The organism is Enterococcus canintestini (assembly GCF_001885735.1).
Taxonomy (GTDB): Bacteria; Bacillota; Bacilli; order Lactobacillales; family Enterococcaceae; genus Enterococcus_C; species Enterococcus_C canintestini.
The window spans coordinates 83701-105451 of record NZ_JXKG01000001.1 but is presented as its reverse complement, the minus strand read 5'-3'; the positions used below and the strand labels follow the sequence as shown (position 1 = coordinate 105451).

Below are 21751 nucleotides of genomic sequence, written 5' to 3'. Positions count from 1 at the left end.
TCAGATAGCTTAAATGAAAATTAAACTATAAAGCAATCGTCTCTTTTTCTTTAGTAATTAGTAAAACCCCATCTCCTAAAGGCACTAACGTTGAAGTTAAGTCTGGATGCGTTAAAACAAGATCTAAAAATTGATTTAATTTGCGATGGATACTGCGATTTTTACGAGGAATATCTTCGATTGCATCTAAAATCGTCCCACCTTGAAAGACATCATCCACCATTAAAACACCACCGACCTTTAAAAGTCGTAAACACTCGGGTAAAAATTCAATGTATTTTGATTTTGCACTATCCATGAACATAAAATCATAAGGTCCGCTAAGTGTTGGTAACACTTCTGCAGCATCACCTTCTAATAAAGTGACTTTATCTGTTAAACCTAATTTTTCATAATTAGCCTTAGCTTCTTTAATCATTAGATCAAAGCGATCAATCGTCGTGACATGACCATCCCCGACAAACTGCGCCATTAAACTAGAAGAAAAACCAATTGCAGCTCCAATTTCTAAAACTTCTTTTGGTTTTAACTGGCCTAGTAAAAATTGTAAAAAGACTACTGTTTCATGGGGAATAATTGGTACGCGTCTTTTGTGCGCATCTTTTTCTAACTCTCCTAATTGGCCTGGTAGAAATTTTTGCTTTGTCCGCATATATTCCACCAATCGTTTATTTACAACTGGTCGATCCATCATTTCATTTAACATTTTCTCCACCTCGCTTTTGCTATTATACGTAGGAACAAAAACTTCCGCAATCTTTTTACCAAATTATTCTACTTATCGATTAACTGTTTTTCAGAACAAAAAAAGTCCGTTCTACCTCAGTAGTTACGGACATGACGATTATGTATAACATGTTCAAATAGATGCCAAATTGTCGTTAAAGTAATAAAGCCAGCAATTAACCAAAAAACTTGTTGCAATAACTCAAGCAACTCACTTGAAACGAAATGACCTAAGTAAGGCAAATGAATGACCGGTTGTCCGATTAAATTACGACTACTAACATATCCAATTTCCATTTGCTCATTGCCATCACCTTTTGTGTAAAAAACTTGATTTTCTTCTTTCGCTACTACCCGTCGTGTTTGAATGCTTTCCCCTTGATTAACGTAATACGTAATAACCTCGCCAACATAAATATCTTGGGGATTTTCTTGGCGGACAAAAATTAAGCTACCTTTTGGATAAGTAGGCTGCATATCCCCGTCTTTTACGATTGAAATTGTCATCCCCAAAAGATGTGGCAAAAGCGTAATTAGTAAAGCCAATGCCATCACGACAGTTACAATAATCGATCCCAACAAGCCCATATGTCTGAAATTAGCCATTCCACACCTCACTCATAATTTTCTTCTTTTTCTCTAATTATAATTAGATTATATCACACGTTTTAAAGTGAATAAATCCCAAAAGCTTTTTTAAGCCTTTCTTTAAGCAAGTAAATCACAAATATAAATAAAACAATTATTATCTTTTTTTAAACAGAAATCTTTATTTTAATAACACAAAAAATTAAAGTATAATGGTTTAAAACGTTACAAATAGCTATAGTAATTTTTAAAAGAAACATTTCTATTGTAAAGATTCTATAAAAATATACTTAAGCAAAAAAATAATCATATTTTATTTAAACTAAACGAAGGGTTACGATACTCATTATGAAAAAATTAAATAATGAAATTTTAAAGAAAAAAGATCGTAAAATCAGCTGGGTTCCTTATTTGTTAGTGGTACTAGTTTTCATGGCAATCGGTATCTTTTTCATTCAAGCTTTAAATACTCCTTTTTCTAAAGGAAGCATGGCCGAAATAAAAGATACCTGGGTCTATTATGCCAAAGATGATCCAATCACTTTATTTAAAAGTCGTTACGTTAAACGACTAAACAGCGTTTCAACTGATGAAACGATGGTCATGGAAAGAACCATGGTGCGTAAAGTACCTAATCCTACGCTCTTAATTCAAGGAAATCACCAATGGTTAACCGTTACTTTAAACGGGGAGATTCTCTATCAATATAACCCTAACACGGTAAAACCAACCCCTTTTGGCAAAAAAAACCCCGGAAACATTATGACTGAGGTTCAATTACCCAAAAACTACGTTGGCAAAATTTTACGAATTGAAGTAAAGAGCCCCTATAAAAATTACGCGGGAATTCCAGCGCGTGTCTTCATAGGCGAAGCTGATTCGCTCATGTCTTATATTGTTTCTGTCTCAATGCCACAAATCTTAATCTTAATTGTTTGCACCTTTATCAGTATTGCCATTATGATTTTTATCGGGGCTGAATTGATAAAAAAACAGCGCTTAAATTGGGAATTGATTTTACTAGCTTGCTTTGCTTTGACTATCGCCTTGGAAGCTGCAGCAGGAGATATTTTAGCAGGTTTATTATTTAGTCCTTTAGTTAATTCGACGCTTGCGATGTTACTTGCTATTTTTACACCAATTTTTTTAATTTCCTATTACTGCTTAAAGATGCAACAAAGCCAAAAATATTATCGCCTGTGGGTATTTTTCCATATAAGTTTTGACTTAGCGATTTTACTTTGGGCTGTTTTAACAAAAGTGGATTTACCTGAAGTCAAATTTTATATCGATGCGGCTAACATTTTTGGAACACTTGCGACGACCATTGCCGCCATTACAGAAGCCCACCAAAAAAATCGTTTTTTTGTCATTTGCACCCCGTGGATTGTCTTAGTTGCCATGGCCCACTGCTTTATCTATATCACAAGTGTCGTGCAATCCAATTTTTACCTGGTCAACATTTCAGGACTTTTATTTGCTGTAATTTTACTCGTTATTTTTACTTATACACTTGTTGAAGGTGTCGCCAGAAGTGAAAAAAACAAACGTCAAATGCACTTTTTAGAATTAAAAACGGAACTATTAGAAGATAATCACGCCTCTGTCATTACTCATCTACAAGAATTAGAACAACTTCGAAAAGATTTTAGACAAAATTTACTGTTAGTCAAAGACTTAGGTGAAGATGGTAATCTACCAGCTGTAAATGAATATTTAGGCAAACTTTTAGAAGAAACCAATCAACTGGATATCATCGGTTCTTTTTCTGAACATACGTTAACCAATTTGATTTTAAATCGTTACCAAAAAAACGCTGAACAAAGAAGTATCGCGGTAAATTTCGAGGCAAAATTACCGGCAACATTGACAGTAGCAGATGATGATTTAAGTCAGATTTTAGTCCATCTACTTGAACATGCGATGCGTGAAACTTATGCTATTCACGATCCAAAAGAACGTCAAATTCATTTGCAAATACAATATAGCGCAGAAAAACTAGAAATTAATTGTAGCCATACCGCCCACTACCATACGAATATTTTTGAACAAGGGATTACAACTGATTTTCCCAAAAAAGAAGTATTGGATCTTTTTGTCATTGAAAAAATCGCCAAAAAATACCAAGGTCAATTAAACCATGCAAAAGATGAAACAAAAGATCAAATTAAGCTTTTACTTTCACTTAACTAGTTCAGTATAATTTTAACTTGCAATTTTTAGTGTTTACCATTAGCATAGAGACAGTCGGATTAGTATTAAAATTATGGTTTAGAGAGCCAATGACTTGCTGAAAATTTGGTACCCGCTAATTTTTTGAACCTCCCGATGGTAATGATTATGAAAATAATCGGGTTAAGGCCCTTATCCTTGTCTTGAGTTGGACTGGTAAACCAGTCAATAAAGGTGGTACCGCGAAATTCACGCATTTCGTCCTTTTTAGGATGAGATGCGTTTTTATTTTGACCTTTGATCTTTTAGTCAAAATAGTAAATATTTTAGGAGGAAACAACATGTCTGAACAACAAAAAAATGATTTTACCGAATGGTATTTAAAAACCATTCAACAAGCCGAATTAATGGCTTATTCACCTGTCCGAGGCTCTATTATTTTCCGGCCAGATGGTTTTGAATTGTGGGAACATATTCAAGAAGAATTTAATAAATTCTTGAAAACCCAAGATATTCGCAATGCCTATTTTCCAATGTTAATTCCCAAAAGTTTCTTTATGAAAGAAGCGGACCATATTGAAGGCTTTGCCCCTGAATTACCTTGGGTAACAGAAGTTGGTGATGAAAAACTAGATGAACCGTTAGCTTTACGTCCTACTTCTGAAACAATGATTGGTTCTGCTTTTTCAGATTGGATCAACTCTTATCGCGATCTACCTTATGAAATTAACCAATGGGCTAACGTCTTTCGTTGGGAGAAAAAAACATTGCCATTTTTACGTACTTCTGAATTTTTATGGCAAGAAGGTCACACAGCCCACGCCAATGAATCAGATGCCAGAGAACGGACAATGGGAATTTTAGATGAATATGCCCGTTTAGCTGAAGAGTTTTTAGCAATTCCTGTGTATAAAGGCCAAAAAACGCCTTCTGAACGTTTTGCTGGTGCAGTAGATACTTATTCTATTGAAGCGATGATGCAAGATGGTAAAGCAGTGCAAGCTGGGACATCTCATTATTTAGGGACAAAATTTGCTGAAGCTTTTGATATTACTTACCTAACCAAAGAAAATAAACATACGCATGTGCATACCACTTCTTGGGGCATGTCCACACGTTTATTAGGTTCATTAATTATGACGCATGGTGACGAAAAAGGTTTAGTCTTTCCGCCAACTGTTGCGCCAACCCAAATCGTTTTAATGCCAGTGGGACCTTGGAAGAAAAATCCTGCGATTATGGAAAAATTAGATGAATTATTTGCTAAATTTAAAAAAGCTGGCTATCGGGTACGTCTTGATGATACGGATAATTCACCTGGCTATAAATTTAACGAGTGGGAATTAAAAGGTGCTTGCTTGCGGATTGAATGTGGCCCTCGTGATTTAGAAAATGGTCATGTGATGGTTAAAGTCCGAGATTTAGATGAAAAAAATACTGTCACTTTCGCAGAATTAGAGGATTATGTTGCAGAACAATTGCAAATCATGCCAAAACGTTTACTAGAAAAAGCACGAGCACGCAATAAAGCCAATGAACATTATGATATTAATACATTAGCTGAACTAAAAGCCCATATTGAAAAATCTAACGCAGAAGGAACAGTACCTGGCTTTGTCTTAGTTGGTTGGGATGGTAGTGAAGAAACAGAAGCTAAAATCAAAGAAGAAACTGGCTTTACTACCCGTAATATTCCTTTTGAAGTGCCAATGGAAAAAGAATTTGACTTGGTAAGTGGTAAACCAGCTAAATATACTTTATGGATTGCCCGCGCTTATTAATAAACTCAAACATAAAAAAATCACGACCATTAAGGTCGTGATTTTTTTAATATAATAATTCTAAAAATTCTTCTTTGGTAATATTACCAAAGTATTTGTGAACATCAATTTTTTCTATCGCAGCTTTTAATGCTTCTTTTTCATATTTGACACCTACTAAAGCTTGTTCCACATCGTGAATATCACCTAAACCAAAGAAATCGCCATAAATTTTAGCAGCCGTGATAACACCTTTTTGGACATTTAGGCGTACTTCAATTGAACCGATGGCAAAGCGTTTACGACGTTCTAAATCAAATTCAGGGGAACGGCCATAATTCCAATCCCAATTACGATAATAATCATTTGAAATTTGATTAATTTTTTCCCAATCACTATCTGTTAATTGATATGTTTTAACGTCTTTTACATCAGAGACGCCAAAGATTTTCAATAAGATTTCTTCGCGAAAATCTTTTGTTGTCATGTCTTGTTTATCTGCTGGTAAGAACGGTTTAACATTTGTGACACGAGAACGAATTGATTTTATTCCTTTTGATTCAATTTTATCCTTACGCACTTTTAAAGCATTCACAACTTCATTAATATCACTGTCAAACATAATTGTGCCATGAGCAAACATTCTCCCGTTCGTCGCATACATCGCATTACCAGAAAATTTTTGATCATCAATTACTAAATCGTTACGACCTTTTAATTGTGCTCCTTTAACGCCCATTTCTTGCAAGGCAGCGACAATAGGTTTAGTTAGTTTTTCAAAATCACGGAAAGAGTCGCCATCATCTGGCATAATGAAACTGAAATTTAAGTTGCCCAAATCATGATAAACAGCACCACCACCACTCAAGCGACGGACAACATGAATTCCATGTTCATCCACATATTCTTGATTGATTTCTTCAATTGTGTTTTGATTGCGTCCAATAATAATAGATGGTTCATTAATATAAAACAACAAAATTGGTTCAGTTAATGGATACTCTTGAACTAAAAAGTGTTCAATTGCTAAATTTACTCTTGGGTCATTGTTTTCATTTGGTACAAAAATCACAGTACATCCTCCTATTCATTAACAACACACTTCTATCTACTACGTTTCATCCTTAAATCAAAAATTCCTTGCCAACAGCAGCTAATTCCACAGGTATTGCGCCCGCTGCAGTTTGTGCTTGTTCTTGTAACACTTGTAAATCACCAAATTGTGGTAAATGCGTCAAAACAAGCTTTTTCACTGCTGCATTTTTCGCAAAAGTTCCCGATTCTTGTGCGGTAAAATGTGCCTTGTGGTGTTCATGGCCATTAAACAGGTAAGTGTCTGCTAAAAAGAGATCTGCATCTTTGGCAAAATCATTAAATTCTGCCAAATAACCTGAGTCACCAGTAAATACAAATATTTTACCTGTATCATTTTCCACAAAACGCATCGCATAACAAGTTACAGGATGAATCGTCTTCATAAATGTAACAGAAAACGGTCCCAAATCCAACTGTTTTTTTTCATAATATGGACGGCCTTCTGAAACATCAGCCATAGTTAAATCGTTAAAATGAAATTCATCTAGAGTATGGCCGTAAATCGGCAAAATTTTCTTATTTTCAGCCGGAAAAAGTTGAAAATAATACTGTAAAACACCTAAATCTGCAATATGATCGTGATGATAATGAGAAATTATCACAGCATCAAGATCTAGCGGGTCCAATCTTTTTTCCAACTCTACTAAAGTTGTACTCCCACAATCCAATAATAAATTAAAGTCACCGGATTGTAATAAATAGCCAGTTGTGCCTTGTCCTTTATAAGGGTACGCTCCTAAACACCCTAATACGGTTAATTTCATCTTCTTCACACCTTCCTTTTCTTTTATGCTTATGCTAGCACAATTTTATCTTTTCACGAAATAATTCCTTTAACAAGTATATTCTTAGTTTTTAATCGGCAAAAAGGCTTCACCAACTTTTGTGGGGAAGCCTTTTGACAATTTTATGATGATATAACCCATTTCACGCCTTTTTAAAGGCTATTTTTTATTCATGTAAGGTTAATAGCTACGAATATTTTTGACCGCTTCATCGTCTAAACGACGGACAACCTCTGTGACTAATTTAACCGTATTTAAATAATCATCTTCATGAATAATTGAAGTATGCGAGTGCAAGTAGCGCACTGGTACTGTAATGGCTAGTGATGGCACACCATCACGAGTTAGATGCATTTGTCCAGCATCGGTACCTCCACCGGTAATAACAGTGTATTGGAATGGAATTTCCAATTCTTCTGCTACATTAACGACAAAATTCAATAATTTTTTATGCGGTACCATTGAAGCATCAAAAATTAAGACTTGTGGTCCTGCCCCTAATTTGGAATCTGCTTCTTTTGGTGTCATACCAGGAGTATCGCCAGCAGTACCTGTATCTAACGCAAGCGCAATATCTGGATTAACTAAATGCGTGCTCGTTCTAGCTCCTCTTAAACCGACTTCTTCCATCACGTCACTACCGGCAAAAAGACAATTTGGATGGCCCTCTTTAGCTAGATTTTCTAAAACACGTAATGAAACAGCAGTTCCCACTCGGTTATCCCATGCTTTAGCTAGTAAAAATTTACCGCCGTTTAAACGTTCATATTCGATATAAGGCGTAATCATATCGCCTGGACGAATTCCCCACTCTTGTGCTTCTTTTTGGCTTGTAGCACCAATATCAATAAACATATCTTTAATTTCATAAGGTTGTTTTCTAGCTTCTGGTGTTAAAACGTGCGGTGGTTTACAACCAATTACACCACGAATTAATTTACCTGCTTGGGTTTTAATTTCAACTTGTTGGGCTAACATAACTTGACTCCACCAGCCACCTAATGTTTGAAATTCAATAAAACCTTGCTCAGTAATTTTTGTCACCATAAAACCAACTTCATCCATATGCCCTGAAATAAAAATTTTAGGGCCACCGCCTTCACCGACGTGTTTTGCGATCACACTACCTAACCCATCAAAAGAAATATCTTCTGCAAAAGGTGCCGCATATTTTTTAAAAACCTCACGAACTTCATCTTCATTACCTGGAACCCCTCTAGCTGAGGTCAGTTCAATCAGTAACTGCTCTTCACTTTTATCCATGTGCACTGCCACTCCTAGCATTAATTATTACGCCTCTGATTATAACATGAGGCATTATAAAAAACAGTAGTTCAGTGGAAACCGAACTACTGCGTCATTTACAAATAAAATGATTATATTTTTTATCAAGATTTCGCCTTATTACTAGGATACTAAAAATCTATTCCGCTTTTATTACTTAATGGTTGCTGGATTTTGATTTTGCCAACCATTTGAATAAAAGTAATTATTTAAATGATAAGTTGGACTTGAAGTGGTATTTTCCAAAAATGGTTTAATATATTGATCTGCTGCTAACCAACCGCGCCAACCCAAATGAATGGTGTCAGTCATGAAATAGGGTTCATGATCTTTATTGGTAAAATCAGCAATATGATTAAACCCTTGCGAACGTAGCTGATAGGTTATCTTTTTACTAAATTCTTGCAACATATTTTGCGACAAACCGGTATATTCACTCCACTTGCCATTAATTGGAGGAATAATGAAAAGTGCTTGCGTATTTTCTTTTGCCAGTTGATCTAAGACTAATTGAAAATCGGAAAATTCTTTGGAATAACGATAGTCCCAATTGGCTTGGGAATCAGCAAATTTTTTCAAACGTGGTTTAATTCGCCGACTATAAAACTTATTTTCAATTGCAAAGTCATTATTTGAAGTTGCCTTTTGACCAATTTTTTGTGCTTGCTCATCTAGTTTTTGTTCATTGTAAACTTCAGGTAATTTCTTTGCTTGGTGGTCAATTTGGCCATTTTTAGATACTAAACCAATTTCACTAAAAAGTTCATCTTCCCGATTCAACATGTTGATATGAAATTTGGCAACATCCACTTGTTTAGCAGCTGGTAATTTTCCATTAGCAATTTCTTTTAACATTAAACGAAGCGTTTCATCATGATCGACTTTTTCATAAGCCAATAATCGAGTAGCTAAATATTTGTCTGTTTCAGAAATTTTATCTAATTTGACAGCCCAAGTATAAGTTTGTAGCTCAGAGAAATAAGCGTCAAAATAAGCTCGTTTAATTCCCCCTTTAACAAACCATTGCGGTGAAATGATAAAGACTACTTTTTTATCTTTTAAGTCATTACCAAAAGACTGCATCATCATATATTGGGTTAAAGATTGTGTGCCAGGTGCACCAAGTAAAAATGGTGTATAGTTACGCTGGTATTTCTTAGCTAAAACTGAAGGGTGAAAAGGACTGATCCGGCTTAATTCCGAAGAACCAAAAAATGGCACATACTCCCCAGATTTCACGGCTTCGTTTTTAATCGAGTTGCCGCGTAAAATATTGCCTGACATCGAACTGCTAGCTTGGGCCCATAAGTCTTTATTTTCATCGTTAATTTTAAACGGTGAAAAGAAAAACAGTGCCAGCAGGACCGTAGCTGCTATAAGCGGCCCAAAGATAGCAAGAAGCTTTTTTTTCATCACTAGTTTCCTTTTAATTCAGAAACTTTAGCAATAATTTTATTTGGTGTATCCCATTCTTCACGGTCAAATTCTGAAACAGGTACTTGAACATCTAATTGTCCTTCTAATTCTACTAGTAATTGAACTGTCGCCATTGAATCCATTAAACCTTCATCAAATAAGTTGACATCCAAATTTTGTTTGACTTCATCTGTCCCGGTAATTTCTTCTAAAATATCTAATACTGTGTCTTTCATTGTTCATTCTCCTCTTTTACATTAATTTATTTAAAATACCTGAAAAAATCATAAAACTAAAACATACTGCTTGAAAATTTAAAAAGATAGCAAGCGCATGCGTAAACTTGTTCGATGGTAAGTTTTTGTGTTTTTTCTTAAAACGTAACCACGCATCTGTTAAACAAATCAGCGTTGCATGGTAAATACCATAAACAATGTAGTACCAAGCTAAGCCATGCCAAATTCCCATAATCAAGAAAAGGGCAAAATAACCAACATTTGATGCTACGATACGACTTTTAAAAACTTTCTTTTTTAATAAAGTAAACATTAAACGCATATAAATATAATCACGGAACCAAAAAGACAGCGTCATGTGCCAACGATTCCAAAATTCTTTAATATTCCAAGCTAAAAATGGCTTATTAAAGTTCATTGGGGTTTCATAACCTAAAATATTACTAATCCCAACTGCAAATAAACTATACCCGGCAAAATCAAAGAATAAATCCATACTATAAACATACATATAGCCAACTAACGCCCAAGAAATACCGCCATGAATCAAAGTCGCCCGTTCAATTGGCGGTAATAAAACTGAGCCAAAATAATAACCGATAATAAACTTATACAAGAAGCCTACAAAGATACGATGAACTCCCGTACCTAATAAATCGACATATTTTTCTGGTGTCGGCGGATTGTCTAAGTCCTTATCAAAACGGCGGAAGCGATCAATCGGCCCTGATGAAATGGTTGGAAAAAACAAAAGAAATTGGATGTAGTGCCAAACCTTATAAGATTTAATCATGCCATCTCTTGTTTCCATAATCATCTGTACTGACTTAAAGGTTAAATAAGAAATACCCAAAAATCCTAATATTGAACTATGTCCACCATTAAAAAACGGCACCACCTTCGTAATTGCTAAAGGTAAAATTGCTAAAAAGACTGCACCGTAAAAAATGCCGCTACTATTTTTGTGCTGGCGATAGGAAAAGTACGCATAAACTAATAGTGTCTGCCAAACAACATAAAGTATTAACGCCACACCTTGATGCCAACTGGCACCACCAAAACTGACGTATAAGAAAAACAACGTCACTAAACTTTGGTACCAATTAGGTCTCTTACCAGCAATTAACATACTCAAAATTAACGGAATAAGCGCAATTAGCAGTAACAAAAAGTATTTTGGATCTGCGTAAGGAATACTATGAGGAAAGACCATTAGCCGTTCACCTCATTTATCAAGCCTTTGCGATCGATTTTGCCATTAGCAGTCCGAGGTAGTTGCTCTACATAGACAAAGCGTTGGGGAATCATGTAATCCATAACACCTTCAGCTAATTCCGCTTTAATCGCTTTTGTTAATTGAAATTCTTTGGCAAAATTATTTTCATTTGCAACAACAAAGGCTACTAATTGTTGGACTTTATGATCTTGATATTTAGGCACGACTGTTGCTTGTTTTACAAGGGAAACTTGATTTAAATGATGATCAACATCTTCTAATTCAATCCGATAACCATGTAGCTTTACTTGAAAGTCCATTCGCCCTTCATACCGCAATAAGCCATCTGCAGGTAAACTTCCCGCATCGCCGGTACGATATGCCCATTTATCATCTAACCAAAAGAATGCTTGCGCGGTCTTTTCTGGGTTATTTAAGTAGCCTTTTGAGACACTAGGACCAGAAATGACAATCTCTCCCACCTCACCAGCGGCAAGAACTTTGTCTTCTTCCATGATTGTAACTGTTGTATCTTCTTTTATATAGCCAATCGGTAAACGATCGACTTGCGCTAATAATGCTGGTGTAATTTCCACACCTGAAATCGCTACTGTTGCTTCAGTTGGACCATAAGTATTATAAATATGAGCGTTAGGGAAACGTTCCAATAAACTTTGCGCCGTCTTTTTAGTTAACTCTTCACCACAAAAGATAAAGGTCGTTAAGCTGGGAATATTTTGGGCATTAAATTCTTTTTCCATTAAACATATATCCATAAAAGAAGGCGTAGAAACCCAAACTTCTAAAGCTAATTTGGGTAAAGTTGCAAACAATGTTTTAAAATCATTGATTACTTCTTTTTTCAGTGGGACCAGTGAACCCCCTGAACATAGTGCTGGATAAACATCAAAGACCGATAGATCAAAAGAATACGGTGCTTGGGATAAAAATCTACTATTTTCTGGTAAAACAAAATCTGTCAAAGTCCAATTCACAAAAGATAATAAGTTACTGTGACTAATTTGCACGCCTTTTGGTATTCCAGTTGTGCCAGAAGTAAAAATTAAATAGTAATTTTCATCACCTTTGACACTTTCAAATGTTGGCAAAGTTCTTTTTCCCTTAAAAACAGTTTTTAGTTCTTCAGGGTTTAAAACTTCACAATTTGTGGCAATTTCAGGCCACGGTTCTACACTAATAACTAAGTCAGGCTGAGCGACTTTTAAAATTAACTCAACCCGATCATTTGGCGTATTGGCTTCAATCGGAATATAGGCATGCCCCGCTTTACTGGCACCTAAAAAAGCTGCTAGCATTTCAAACTCTAAATCACCATAGACGACAATCGGTTTGCGCCCTATCAATTTTTCACTTAAAAAAGTGGCAAGTTGATCTGACCAATCTTTTAACTGACCATAGGTATACTTTTTTTCAGCAATATAAGCAATTCGATTAGGTTCAGTTGCTCCCCAAGAATCAATTTGTTCAATAATATTTGTTACAGTCATTTGCACTCACCTCTTAAAATTCGTTGTAAATAAACGTGCCACCTTGAATATTTTTGTAATGATACAAATAAATCAAAATAAGTAAGACACAGAAGTAAAAGAGCGTTTTGCCAATAAAAGTTAACCAGTAATGTGTGCTTTCTTTATGCAACCAATTTTTCATGCTCACTCTCTCCTTTTCAGCCTCAGTATAGAGGACTTATTTAAAATAAAACATGTTTCTGGCTTACACTAAAAATAAGAATCTAACACTTTCGTCACTTAAGTGCTTACAAAAAAACTAAGAAATAAAAACGTCAGACTAAGTCCAAACGTTTTATTTCTTAGTTTATTTTTTTATTTAATTCTTATCAGTTTAACTTTCCCAACTGTGCAAGAAAAATTTGACGGTTAAAATATAGGCAATAAAATAGATGACCGCCACAATCCCACAAAATAAATAAGCTAACCAGTAACTACCCGTTGTCACAAACTGCGACCAAGTGTAAATGGCAAAGCCTGCATGTCCAGAAACCAATAACACTGGTGGTGCAAATATCCAAGCGTTTTGATAATATAGATTTCTTTTCATTTGTTTGCGACTAACACCTAATTTTTGGAGTAACAAGAAATCTTTTTTGCCATTTTCCACTTCTGATAACTGCCGTAACATGACAATCGCAGCTGTCGTAATCGATGCAATCATGCCAAGAAAAGTCGCCACATACATAAAAATTCCCGCTTCTCTGGTCGCGCGGCGGACAATCGGAAAGCGACTTGTATGATTTAGACGAGAATAATTACCGGTAAATGTTTGCGGGATGGTATTTTTTAATGCCTTTGTAGTAATATCACCTTTTAAATAACCCGCTTGATATGAAAAATCATAATAAATATCATTTCCCCAGTCTGAGTTTAATTCTTTTTCCACAGCATTGGCGAGCTTTTCTTCATCTTTTGTCTTAACATTTACCATGGCAATGGTATACGTAACACCTTGAATAGCCTCAAATTGTGCATCAGGTAAAACCAACACTCCTGCATTGTAGCGCAATAAAGAGTCCCCCAATAAATCAGAATAAAAATGTTGTACTGTCATGGCCATGCCATTTGGTAACGTCACTTTTCGTCCTACTTCACCCACACTATTGTAAAGAACATAATCATAACTAAATAGCACACCGCTATTATTTTTCAATGAATCAATTTTAGGTAAATCATCATGTTTCTCTTGAAATTTTTGGTAATCACTTAGCTTTAAAATGTTGATAAGATTAAATCGATTTATCGCTTCGCTACTGAATAATTTTAAAGAAAAACGTCCTGCAGTCACTTTATAATGTAAATTTTGACTAGTAGTTATTTTCCCATCATTATCTTTTATAATCTTTTTAAGTTTAGCTAATTCATTAGTGTGGATTTGGAAATCAGTTGGTGTTTCATTTTGACTTACCTGACTTTGAATACTAACTAAAGAAATCGCACCCCCAATTAATGCAATCGCTAATGCCGTTAAAAGAGTGACTAATGCCAATGAGCGCCAATTTTTTAAGATTGCAACTAAGCCCCGACTTCGTTCATAATAATTCAAGCCATAATAACGGCTCTTTTTCTTATCTAAAAAATAAAAAATTGTTTTTAAACCATAGCGATAAAATAAATAGGTTCCTATAATACAAGCAAGTAAAATCCCTCCAGGCAACCAAAATAAAATCGAAAAACTTTCACTTATGGAAACAAAGCGAAACGTTAAGGGCCGGATAAAAAAGGCCACCAAATAGGCGCTAATAATTAGCAACAGGCTAAATATTCCTAAACTAATTTCATAAGGTTTTATTTTTAACTTTTGTAAGTCAAAAGAAGATTTCGCTGAAAACACACCGTCTACTTGTTTTTTTGATAAAACCATTACGTTTTGAACAGCACTAATAATAAAAACAAAGATGAAAACAGCCGCTGTCACGTAAACAGACTGCCAAGAAAAAAACAAAGAACTCGTCACATCTAGTGCCATTGCTTTAACTAAAATCATGGAAAAAAGCTTGGAAAAAATCACCCCAAAACCAATTCCAAGTAAAAAAGCCAGTAAATTTAAAGCAAAAATTTCGACTAAAGATTGAAAAATAATGCGTCGACGCTTCATTCCAAATAATTGATAAAGTGCGACTTCTTGTTGCCGCTTTGTAATAAAAAAGCGATTGGCACTTAAAACAAAAAAGACCATCATAACGATAACAAAAAAGCTTCCCACGGTTAAAATGTTTTCAATTTTAATATCTTGAGCCGCTCTTTTAGTCAACGGTTGATCATGGGTCATGGCATTAAAAGAATAATAGATCATTACCGCCATCGTAATACTAATTAAATAAATACCGTAGCTGCGAAACTGTTTTAAAAAGCTTCGCCAAGATAATTTATAAAGCATTGCGCCGTCCCCCGCCTCCTAAGGTTGCTTGCATATCAATTACTTGTTCAAAAAATTCTTGCCTACTTCCTCTTTTGACAACCTCAGAAAAAAAGACACCATCTTTAATAAACAAAATCCGATTACAATAACTGGCAGTGTAAGGATCATGGGTGACCATTAAAATCGTTTTATTCTGTTTTTGGTTTAATTCACTTAAATAATACAACAACTCGGTGGCAGATTTTGAATCAAGTGCACCGGTGGGCTCATCGGCAAAAATAATGCGTGGCCGGACGACTAACGCCCTTGCAGCAGCTACACGTTGTCTTTGCCCTACAGATAATTCATCAGGATAGCGTTGTAAAATTGTTTTAATACCCAATAAATCAGCTGCTTCTGACACTCTTTTTTCAATTTCTTCCAATTTTAAAAAATCAATCGCTAAAGGTAAGACAATGTTGTCTTTAGCAGTAAGAGTCGGCAGTAAGTTGAACTCTTGAAAAATAAAACCTAAATCTTTCCGGCGAAAATCACTCAGCTGATCTTCTTTTAAGGCAGTTAAATCTTGTCCAGCTACTTTTACCGTTCCAAAAGTAGGCAAGGCAATTGAGGCTAAAATATTCATTAAAGTCGTTTTGCCTGCTCCACTTGGGCCCATAATGCCAACAAATTCTCCTTCGTCTACACTAAAGGACAAATTATCTAAAACTTGGGTTTGATTCATGCGATTACCATAAGTTTTACTCAAATGTTTTACTTCAATTATCTTTTTCATATTGTCCCCTCTAGTCTTTATGCAAAATAATTTAAGGTTAAGGTCACTTTTTTCTCTATCGTAGCATAAGCTGTTTTAAATACGCAGTTTTTAACTTAAGCCAAAGAAAATTTTTAAATAAAAACTTTTTCTTTCATCCAATTCTTTTTTTATACAACTTTTAATTTTTTATAAATATCAAAATCCCTTCCCTATCTGCTTTCAAAATTTTTACATATTTTTTATACACTATATATAGTGTTAAATTATAATAAACAAACACAAGGACACTATATATTGTTATGCTTTTGGTTGCACCTTACTTCTTTTTCCGCTATCATATTATGTGAGTAAGGGCACAAACAAAGCCTTTTTAGACCAAATTGTTTAGTAAAAATAAGGACAAACAATTTGGAAGTGAAGAAATAAAGGAGTGGGTAAGATGATGGATTTAAAAAATGATTTACGCATAAATAATTTACATCCGCAATTACAGACGATTAAAATCATCAAAAGAGACGGACGGTTAATGGACTTTGATGATCAAAAAATTTACGATGCATTAGTGAAGGCTAAACGGCAAATTCATGGCGAGCTTTCTCCAATCGATCATGAACGTCTGTTAGAAATAGTGGAACGCATCGATGCGGAAATCGGTCAACGCTTTACTACTGACGTGAAAATTTATGAAATCCAAAATATCGTTGAACACATCCTCCTTGAAAAAGGCGAATATGAACTGGCGGAAGCTTATATTAACTACCGGACCCGCCGTGATTTTGATCGCAGTAAAGCAACAGACATTAATTTTACAATCGGCCGTTTAATTAATAAAGATCAAAGTGTCGTTAATGAAAACGCCAATAAAGACAGCAACGTCTTTAATACCCAACGTGATTTAACAGCTGGCATTGTGGGTAAATCAATCGGCTTAAAAATGTTACCAAAACATGTCGCAAATGCCCATCAAAAAGGTGATATCCACTATCATGATTTAGATTATCACCCTTATACACCAATGACAAATTGTTGTTTAATTGATTTTAAAGGCATGTTAAATAATGGTTTTAAAATTGGTAATGCTGAAGTAGAGTCGCCAAAATCGATTCAAACAGCGACTGCCCAAATTTCACAAATTATTGCAAATGTCGCTTCAAGTCAATATGGTGGCTGTTCGGCTGATCGTACTGACGAATTATTAGCGCCCTTTGCTCAACTCAATTACCAAAAACATTTAAATGATGCTCTAGAATGGATTGAAAATCCTGACCGACGAGAAGAATATGCTAAAGCAAAAACGAAAAAAGATATTTTCGATGCTATGCAAAGTCTAGAATATGAAATTAATACACTATTTACTTCAAACGGCCAAACACCTTTTACCTCACTTGGTTTTGGTCTGGGCACTAACTGGTTTGAACGAGAAATTCAACGGGCTATCCTACAAATTCGCATCAACGGTTTAGGTAGTGAAAAACGGACAGCTATTTTCCCTAAATTGATTTTCTCAATTAAAAAAGGGATAAATTCTGATCCAACTGATCCCAATTATGATATTAAGCAATTAGCTTTAGAATGTGCCACAAAACGGATGTATCCAGATATTTTAAATTACGATAAAATCGTGGAATTAACAGGAAGTTTTAAAGTGCCGATGGGTTGCCGCTCCTTTTTACAAGGCTGGCAAGATGAAAACGGCAAAGAAGTAAATGTTGGACGCATGAACTTAGGTGTCGTGACGTTAAACTTACCGCGTATTGCTTTAGAGGCTGCCGGTGATGAAGAAAAATTCTGGTCAATTTTAGAAGAACGTCTCGCAACTGTCAAAGATGCTCTAGTTTATCGTGTCGAACGGTGTAAAGAAGCAATTCCCGCCAATGCGCCAATTTTATACATGTATGGAGCTTTTGGGAAACGATTAAGCCGTACAGATGCTGTTAATGAACTATTCAAAAATAAACGGGCTACTGTTTCATTGGGCTATATTGGGCTATATGAAGTTGCCTCAACATTTTATGGTGGTACTTGGGAAAATAATCCTGCAGCTAAAGAATTCACTTTAAATATCGTGAAATCATTAAAAGCACATGCCGATGATTGGGGCAATGAATATGGTTACCATTTTAGTGTTTACTCTACCCCTAGCGAAAGCTTAACTGACCGTTTCTGTCGTTTGGATACTGAAAAATTTGGTCTAGTAGAAAATGTGACCGATAAAGAATACTACACCAATAGTTTCCATTATGATGTGCGGAAAAATCCCACACCATTTGAAAAATTAGATTTTGAAAAAGATTATCCTAAATATTGTTCAGGTGGTTTTATTCATTACTGCGAATACCCAATGTTGCAACAAAATCCAAAAGCCTTAGAAGCTGTTTGGGATTATTCTTATGATAAAGTTGGTTATCTTGGAACTAACACACCGATTGATCACTGTTATGAATGTGGTTTTGAAGGCGACTTTACACCAACCGAGCGTGGTTTTGAATGTCCACAATGCGGCAATCACGATCCTAAAACGTGTGATGTAGTCAAACGAACTTGTGGTTACTTAGGAAATCCACAAGCGCGCCCAATGGTTCATGGTCGTCACAAAGAGATTTCTTCTCGGGTAAAACACATGAAATAATCGAGTAGATAAAAAATTAGAATAACACGAGCACCACGGTTATGATTCGGGTTATTCTCTTTTAAATTACATGTAATTGGTTCACTTGAAAGAAAGAAGGCATTTTTATGCGCAATCCTAAGCCCAAAGAGTGGCAAGCAAGTCACTATAGTAAAAATTATATAGCCGATTATAAAGCATTTAACTTTGTAGATGGCGAAGGTGTTCGCAATAGTCTATATGTCAGTGGCTGTCTGTTTGCTTGTGAGGGCTGCTTTAACAAAGCCGTTCAAAGATTCAATTATGGTACTCCTTTTACAAAAGAACTAGAAGATCAAATCATCAAAGACTTAGCGCATGATTATGTTCAAGGTCTCACTTTACTAGGTGGTGAACCTTTTTTAAATACCGCCGTGTGCCTGCAAGTAGTTAATCGGGTACAAAAGGAATTTGGCACAAAAAAAGATATTTGGAGTTGGTCTGGCTATACATTTGAAGAACTTTTACAAGAAACAGACGATAAATTAGAGTTATTAAGTAAAATTGACATTTTAGTAGATGGGCGTTTTGAATTAGCTAAGCGAAATTTAAATTTACAATTTCGTGGCAGTAGTAATCAACGCATTATTGATGTAAAAAAATCCCTCGCTTTAAATAAAGCTGTGATTTGGGAAAAATGTCATGACGCTACAGAAAGTTTTGAACAGATAAAAAAACAAGATTTAATCTAATCAAGCTTAAATTACAAAAAAAAGACAATAGCTTTTCTATTGTCTTTTTGTTTTGTCCTCACCATAAAAAATAATGCAGCTAAACGCTATAATAGCCAAAACTTATTTATACTTTTAACGACTTTTTTGCCTAGTGACACGCCGGCAAGCTAACTCTTATCCTAATTTATTCCTTTTTCTCTTCTTCTATCACTTCATCCCACAAAGGTAATGTGAGATTCTCAAATGTTATGGGATCTAAATTTGTCACCGTAATTCCTAATAAACGAATCCCCTTTTCAAGCCCGGCAACTTCTTCCCATATTAAACTCGCCTGAGAAAAAATAGCTTGTTTATCAGCTAAATAAGTCGGCAATGTTTTTCTTTTAGTCACCGTTTCATAACCAGCATAGCGAACTTTTAAAACCAGTGTTTGCCCATGTTTGCCACTTTTCTTTAAGGCCGCTGCTACTTTTTCAGAGAGTTGGCGTAATTGGGACAAAACAGCATCTTCAGTTGTTAATGGCTTACCGTAAGTATGTTCTTTTCCGACTGACTTTCGCTCTCTTTTGACAGCTACCGGTGAATCGTGAATTCCCCGTACTTTACGATATAAAAAATAACCCATTTTCCCAAAAGATTGGATTAACTCCATTTCTGTTTTTTCAAACAAATCAGCTCCGGTAAAAATTCCCATTTCATGCATTTTCGGTACTGTTTTTTTCCCAACACCGTGAAATTTTTCAATGGGAAGTGCTTTTAAAAATTCCTGGGCATCCCGCGGTGGAATAACGGTAATTCCTTGGGGTTTCATGAAATCAGAAGCCAATTTGGCCAAAAATTTATTATAACTGACACCAGCTGAACAAGTAAGATGAACTTTTTGCCACACATCCCGCTGAATTAAGCGTGCAATTTTTACAGCAGAATAACTATTGATTTTATTTTGTGTCACATCCAGATAGGCTTCATCAATTGAAACAGGTTCAATCACATCGGTATATTTCGCAAATATCTCCCGCACTTCATTTGAAACTAGGCGATATTTTTCGTGATTACCTGGTACAAAAATAGCATGGGGACAAAGTTCGTAGGCTTTTTGCGCACTCATAGCCGAATGAATACCGTACTTTCGTGCTTCATAATTAGCAGTAGTTACAACGCCTTTGCCGCCAGTATCACTGGGGTGGCGAGCAATTACTAAAGGATGTTGTGCCAATTCGGGATGATCCCTTTCTTCCACAGAAGCAAAAAAAGCATCCATATCAATATGAATAATTTTACGACTAGTATCATTTTTTAACGGAAACTGTAATTCTGCCATCAGTCCACCCTCCTTAGCTCCTACCATTATACTAGCCCAAACAAACGTTCGCAACCTCTAGCTTTTTAGTAAACTAATTAAAAGCTGAATATAATCTTTCCGTCTTAAAGGGATAATAAATAAGCCAAAAACCTGAATAATTTAATCATCGCTTTCTCGAGATTCCAACTGACTGCTCTAAAGTTTGATTAAATGAATCCTTAAGTCTGAACATCGCTTTGCTTTGTGAAAAAGTGTCTTTTTTCTCGGCTCATAAAAAAACCAGCAGATTTATTCTGCTGGTGCTTCAATTTCATGATAGGCTTTATAGACGACTTGCTTTTTAATTTGATTGTTTTGAGCCACGGTTTTAATTGCCGCATTAGGTTTTATACCTTCAGTAACTAAAGCTTGTACTTGTTGTTTAAGAGTCAATTCAGAAGGTGCTATTGGTGTAGCTTCAAGGCCATCAAAACCTGCCACCATTAGACAGCACTCCCCTTTAATTGGATTTTCGCTCAAATAATCCGTCAGCTCCGCTAAAGTTCCCCTTAAATATTCTTCATGTACTTTGGTTAATTCTCGACAAACGACAGCTTGGCGGTTACCAAACACTTCACTTATTGTCTTAACCGTTTGTTTTAAACGATGTGGCGATTCGTAAAAAATTAAAGTGGCCCCTTCATTTTTTAAAGTTGTTAACTCCTTAACCTGCTCATTTTTTTTGCGAGGTAAAAAGCCATAAAAATAATTTGGTTGTGGAGATAAACCAGAAGCAATTAAAGCTGTTAAACCAGCAGTAGGACCTGGCAGGGAAACGACTGGAATATTAGCTTTAATACAAGCAACCACCAATTCATGACCTGGATCACTAATAGAAGGCATCCCCGCGTCACTTACTTGGGCGATATTTTTACCTTGTTCTAGTAGTGTCACTAACTCTGGCACCCGTTCTTTAAAATTATGTTCATGCAAACTTTTTTGGGAAGTCGTAATTTCAAAATGATTTAATAACTTTTGCGTATTACGTGTATCTTCACTGGCAATAAGTTCTACTGTGCGCAAAGTTTCGACTGCACGATAAGTCATATCTTGTAAGTTTCCAATTGGTGTTGGCACCAAATAAAGTGTGCCACTTAATTGTTTGCCTTTGAAACTGCTTTGTTTTTGCACTTGTTACCCTCATTTCATAAAGTGAAAA

Annotated in this window: 18 protein-coding genes and 1 other annotated feature; of the genes, 4 read left to right on the top strand and 14 right to left on the bottom strand. The window is 35.4% G+C overall.

Translation table 11 applies throughout. The features are described 5' to 3' along the window. Nucleotides 1–25: 25 nt before the first annotated feature. Both RU96_RS00500 and RU96_RS00495 read right to left on the bottom strand, forming a co-directional pair. Nucleotides 26–706 (bottom strand): O-methyltransferase, encoded by a 681-nt coding sequence (locus RU96_RS00500; protein WP_071863594.1) that lies wholly within the window; start codon nt 704–706, stop codon nt 26–28. Nucleotides 707–822: 116 nt separating this feature from the next. Then, entirely contained in the window at nt 823–1332 is a 510-nt protein-coding gene (locus RU96_RS00495; protein ID WP_071863593.1) for a signal peptidase I, read from the bottom strand. A 330-nt stretch (nt 1333–1662) separates the two neighbouring features. Here RU96_RS00495 and RU96_RS00490 point away from each other — a divergent pair, with 330 nt between their 5' ends. Beyond that, nucleotides 1663–3507, top strand: coding sequence for an ATP-binding protein (locus RU96_RS00490; RefSeq protein ID WP_245813047.1), 1845 nt, complete (start codon nt 1663–1665; stop codon nt 3505–3507). A gap of 44 nt (nt 3508–3551) precedes the next feature. Beyond that, nucleotides 3552–3755 (top strand) — a binding site (T-box leader). A 72-nt stretch (nt 3756–3827) separates the two neighbouring features. Continuing rightward, complete coding sequence (proS, locus tag RU96_RS00485; RefSeq protein ID WP_071863591.1) at nt 3828–5267, top strand: proline--tRNA ligase; 1440 nt, start codon at nt 3828–3830, stop codon at nt 5265–5267. A gap of 46 nt (nt 5268–5313) precedes the next feature. Here the strand turns inward: proS and lplA are convergent, their stop codons facing one another. The 10 genes from lplA to RU96_RS00435 form a co-directional block, all read right to left on the bottom strand. Then, nucleotides 5314–6318: a lipoate--protein ligase gene (lplA, locus tag RU96_RS00480; protein WP_071863590.1), complete on the bottom strand. Its 1005-nt coding sequence runs from the start codon at nt 6316–6318 to the stop codon at nt 5314–5316. A gap of 52 nt (nt 6319–6370) precedes the next feature. After that, entirely contained in the window at nt 6371–7105 is a 735-nt protein-coding gene (locus RU96_RS00475; RefSeq protein WP_071863589.1) for an MBL fold metallo-hydrolase, read from the bottom strand. A 201-nt stretch (nt 7106–7306) separates the two neighbouring features. Then, nucleotides 7307–8389, bottom strand: a complete 1083-nt coding sequence (locus tag RU96_RS00470) for a M42 family metallopeptidase (protein ID WP_071863588.1) — start codon at nt 8387–8389, stop codon at nt 7307–7309. A gap of 174 nt (nt 8390–8563) precedes the next feature. After that, a complete protein-coding gene (gene dltD / locus RU96_RS00465) occupies nt 8564–9823 on the bottom strand; it encodes a D-alanyl-lipoteichoic acid biosynthesis protein DltD (RefSeq protein ID WP_071863587.1) in 1260 nt (419 codons plus the stop codon). 2 nt (nt 9824–9825) lie between these two features. After that, nucleotides 9826–10062 carry a D-alanine--poly(phosphoribitol) ligase subunit DltC gene (dltC, locus tag RU96_RS00460; protein WP_016172567.1) on the bottom strand — a complete coding sequence of 79 codons (237 nt, stop codon included), beginning with the start codon at nt 10060–10062 and terminating at the stop codon, nt 9826–9828. Between the two features lie 16 nt (nt 10063–10078). After that, nucleotides 10079–11275 (bottom strand): D-alanyl-lipoteichoic acid biosynthesis protein DltB, encoded by a 1197-nt coding sequence (dltB, locus tag RU96_RS00455; protein WP_071863586.1) that lies wholly within the window; start codon nt 11273–11275, stop codon nt 10079–10081. Beyond that, on the bottom strand, nt 11275–12786 hold the full coding sequence (gene dltA / locus RU96_RS00450) for a D-alanine--poly(phosphoribitol) ligase subunit DltA (RefSeq protein WP_071863585.1): 1512 nt from the start codon (nt 12784–12786) through the stop codon (nt 11275–11277). The genes dltB and dltA overlap by 1 nt, the downstream gene beginning before the upstream one ends. Nucleotides 12787–12799: 13 nt before the next feature. After that, the gene (locus RU96_RS00445) at nt 12800–12949 is read right to left on the bottom strand and encodes a teichoic acid D-Ala incorporation-associated protein DltX (protein WP_016172570.1); all 150 of its coding nucleotides are present in this window, start codon (nt 12947–12949) and stop codon (nt 12800–12802) included. A gap of 192 nt (nt 12950–13141) precedes the next feature. Then, nucleotides 13142–15190 carry an ABC transporter permease gene (locus tag RU96_RS00440; protein WP_071863584.1) on the bottom strand — a complete coding sequence of 683 codons (2049 nt, stop codon included), beginning with the start codon at nt 15188–15190 and terminating at the stop codon, nt 13142–13144. Next, nucleotides 15180–15947, bottom strand: coding sequence for an ABC transporter ATP-binding protein (locus tag RU96_RS00435; RefSeq protein ID WP_071863583.1), 768 nt, complete (start codon nt 15945–15947; stop codon nt 15180–15182). Before RU96_RS00435 ends, RU96_RS00440 begins: the two co-directional genes overlap by 11 nt. Nucleotides 15948–16368: 421 nt before the next feature. Between RU96_RS00435 and nrdD the strand changes: the two genes are divergently transcribed. Together nrdD and nrdG are read left to right on the top strand one after the other, a co-directional pair. Further along, complete coding sequence (gene nrdD, locus RU96_RS00430) at nt 16369–18558, top strand: anaerobic ribonucleoside-triphosphate reductase (RefSeq protein ID WP_071863582.1); 2190 nt, start codon at nt 16369–16371, stop codon at nt 18556–18558. A 107-nt stretch (nt 18559–18665) separates the two neighbouring features. Beyond that, nucleotides 18666–19268: an anaerobic ribonucleoside-triphosphate reductase activating protein gene (gene nrdG / locus RU96_RS00425; RefSeq protein WP_071863581.1), complete on the top strand. Its 603-nt coding sequence runs from the start codon at nt 18666–18668 to the stop codon at nt 19266–19268. Between the two features lie 166 nt (nt 19269–19434). Here the strand turns inward: nrdG and dinB are convergent, their stop codons facing one another. Then, the gene (dinB, locus tag RU96_RS00420) at nt 19435–20571 is read right to left on the bottom strand and encodes a DNA polymerase IV (RefSeq protein ID WP_071863580.1); all 1137 of its coding nucleotides are present in this window, start codon (nt 20569–20571) and stop codon (nt 19435–19437) included. A gap of 270 nt (nt 20572–20841) precedes the next feature. Further along, complete coding sequence (gene rsmI, locus RU96_RS00415; protein ID WP_071863579.1) at nt 20842–21723, bottom strand: 16S rRNA (cytidine(1402)-2'-O)-methyltransferase; 882 nt, start codon at nt 21721–21723, stop codon at nt 20842–20844. Nucleotides 21724–21751: the final 28 nt, after the last annotated feature.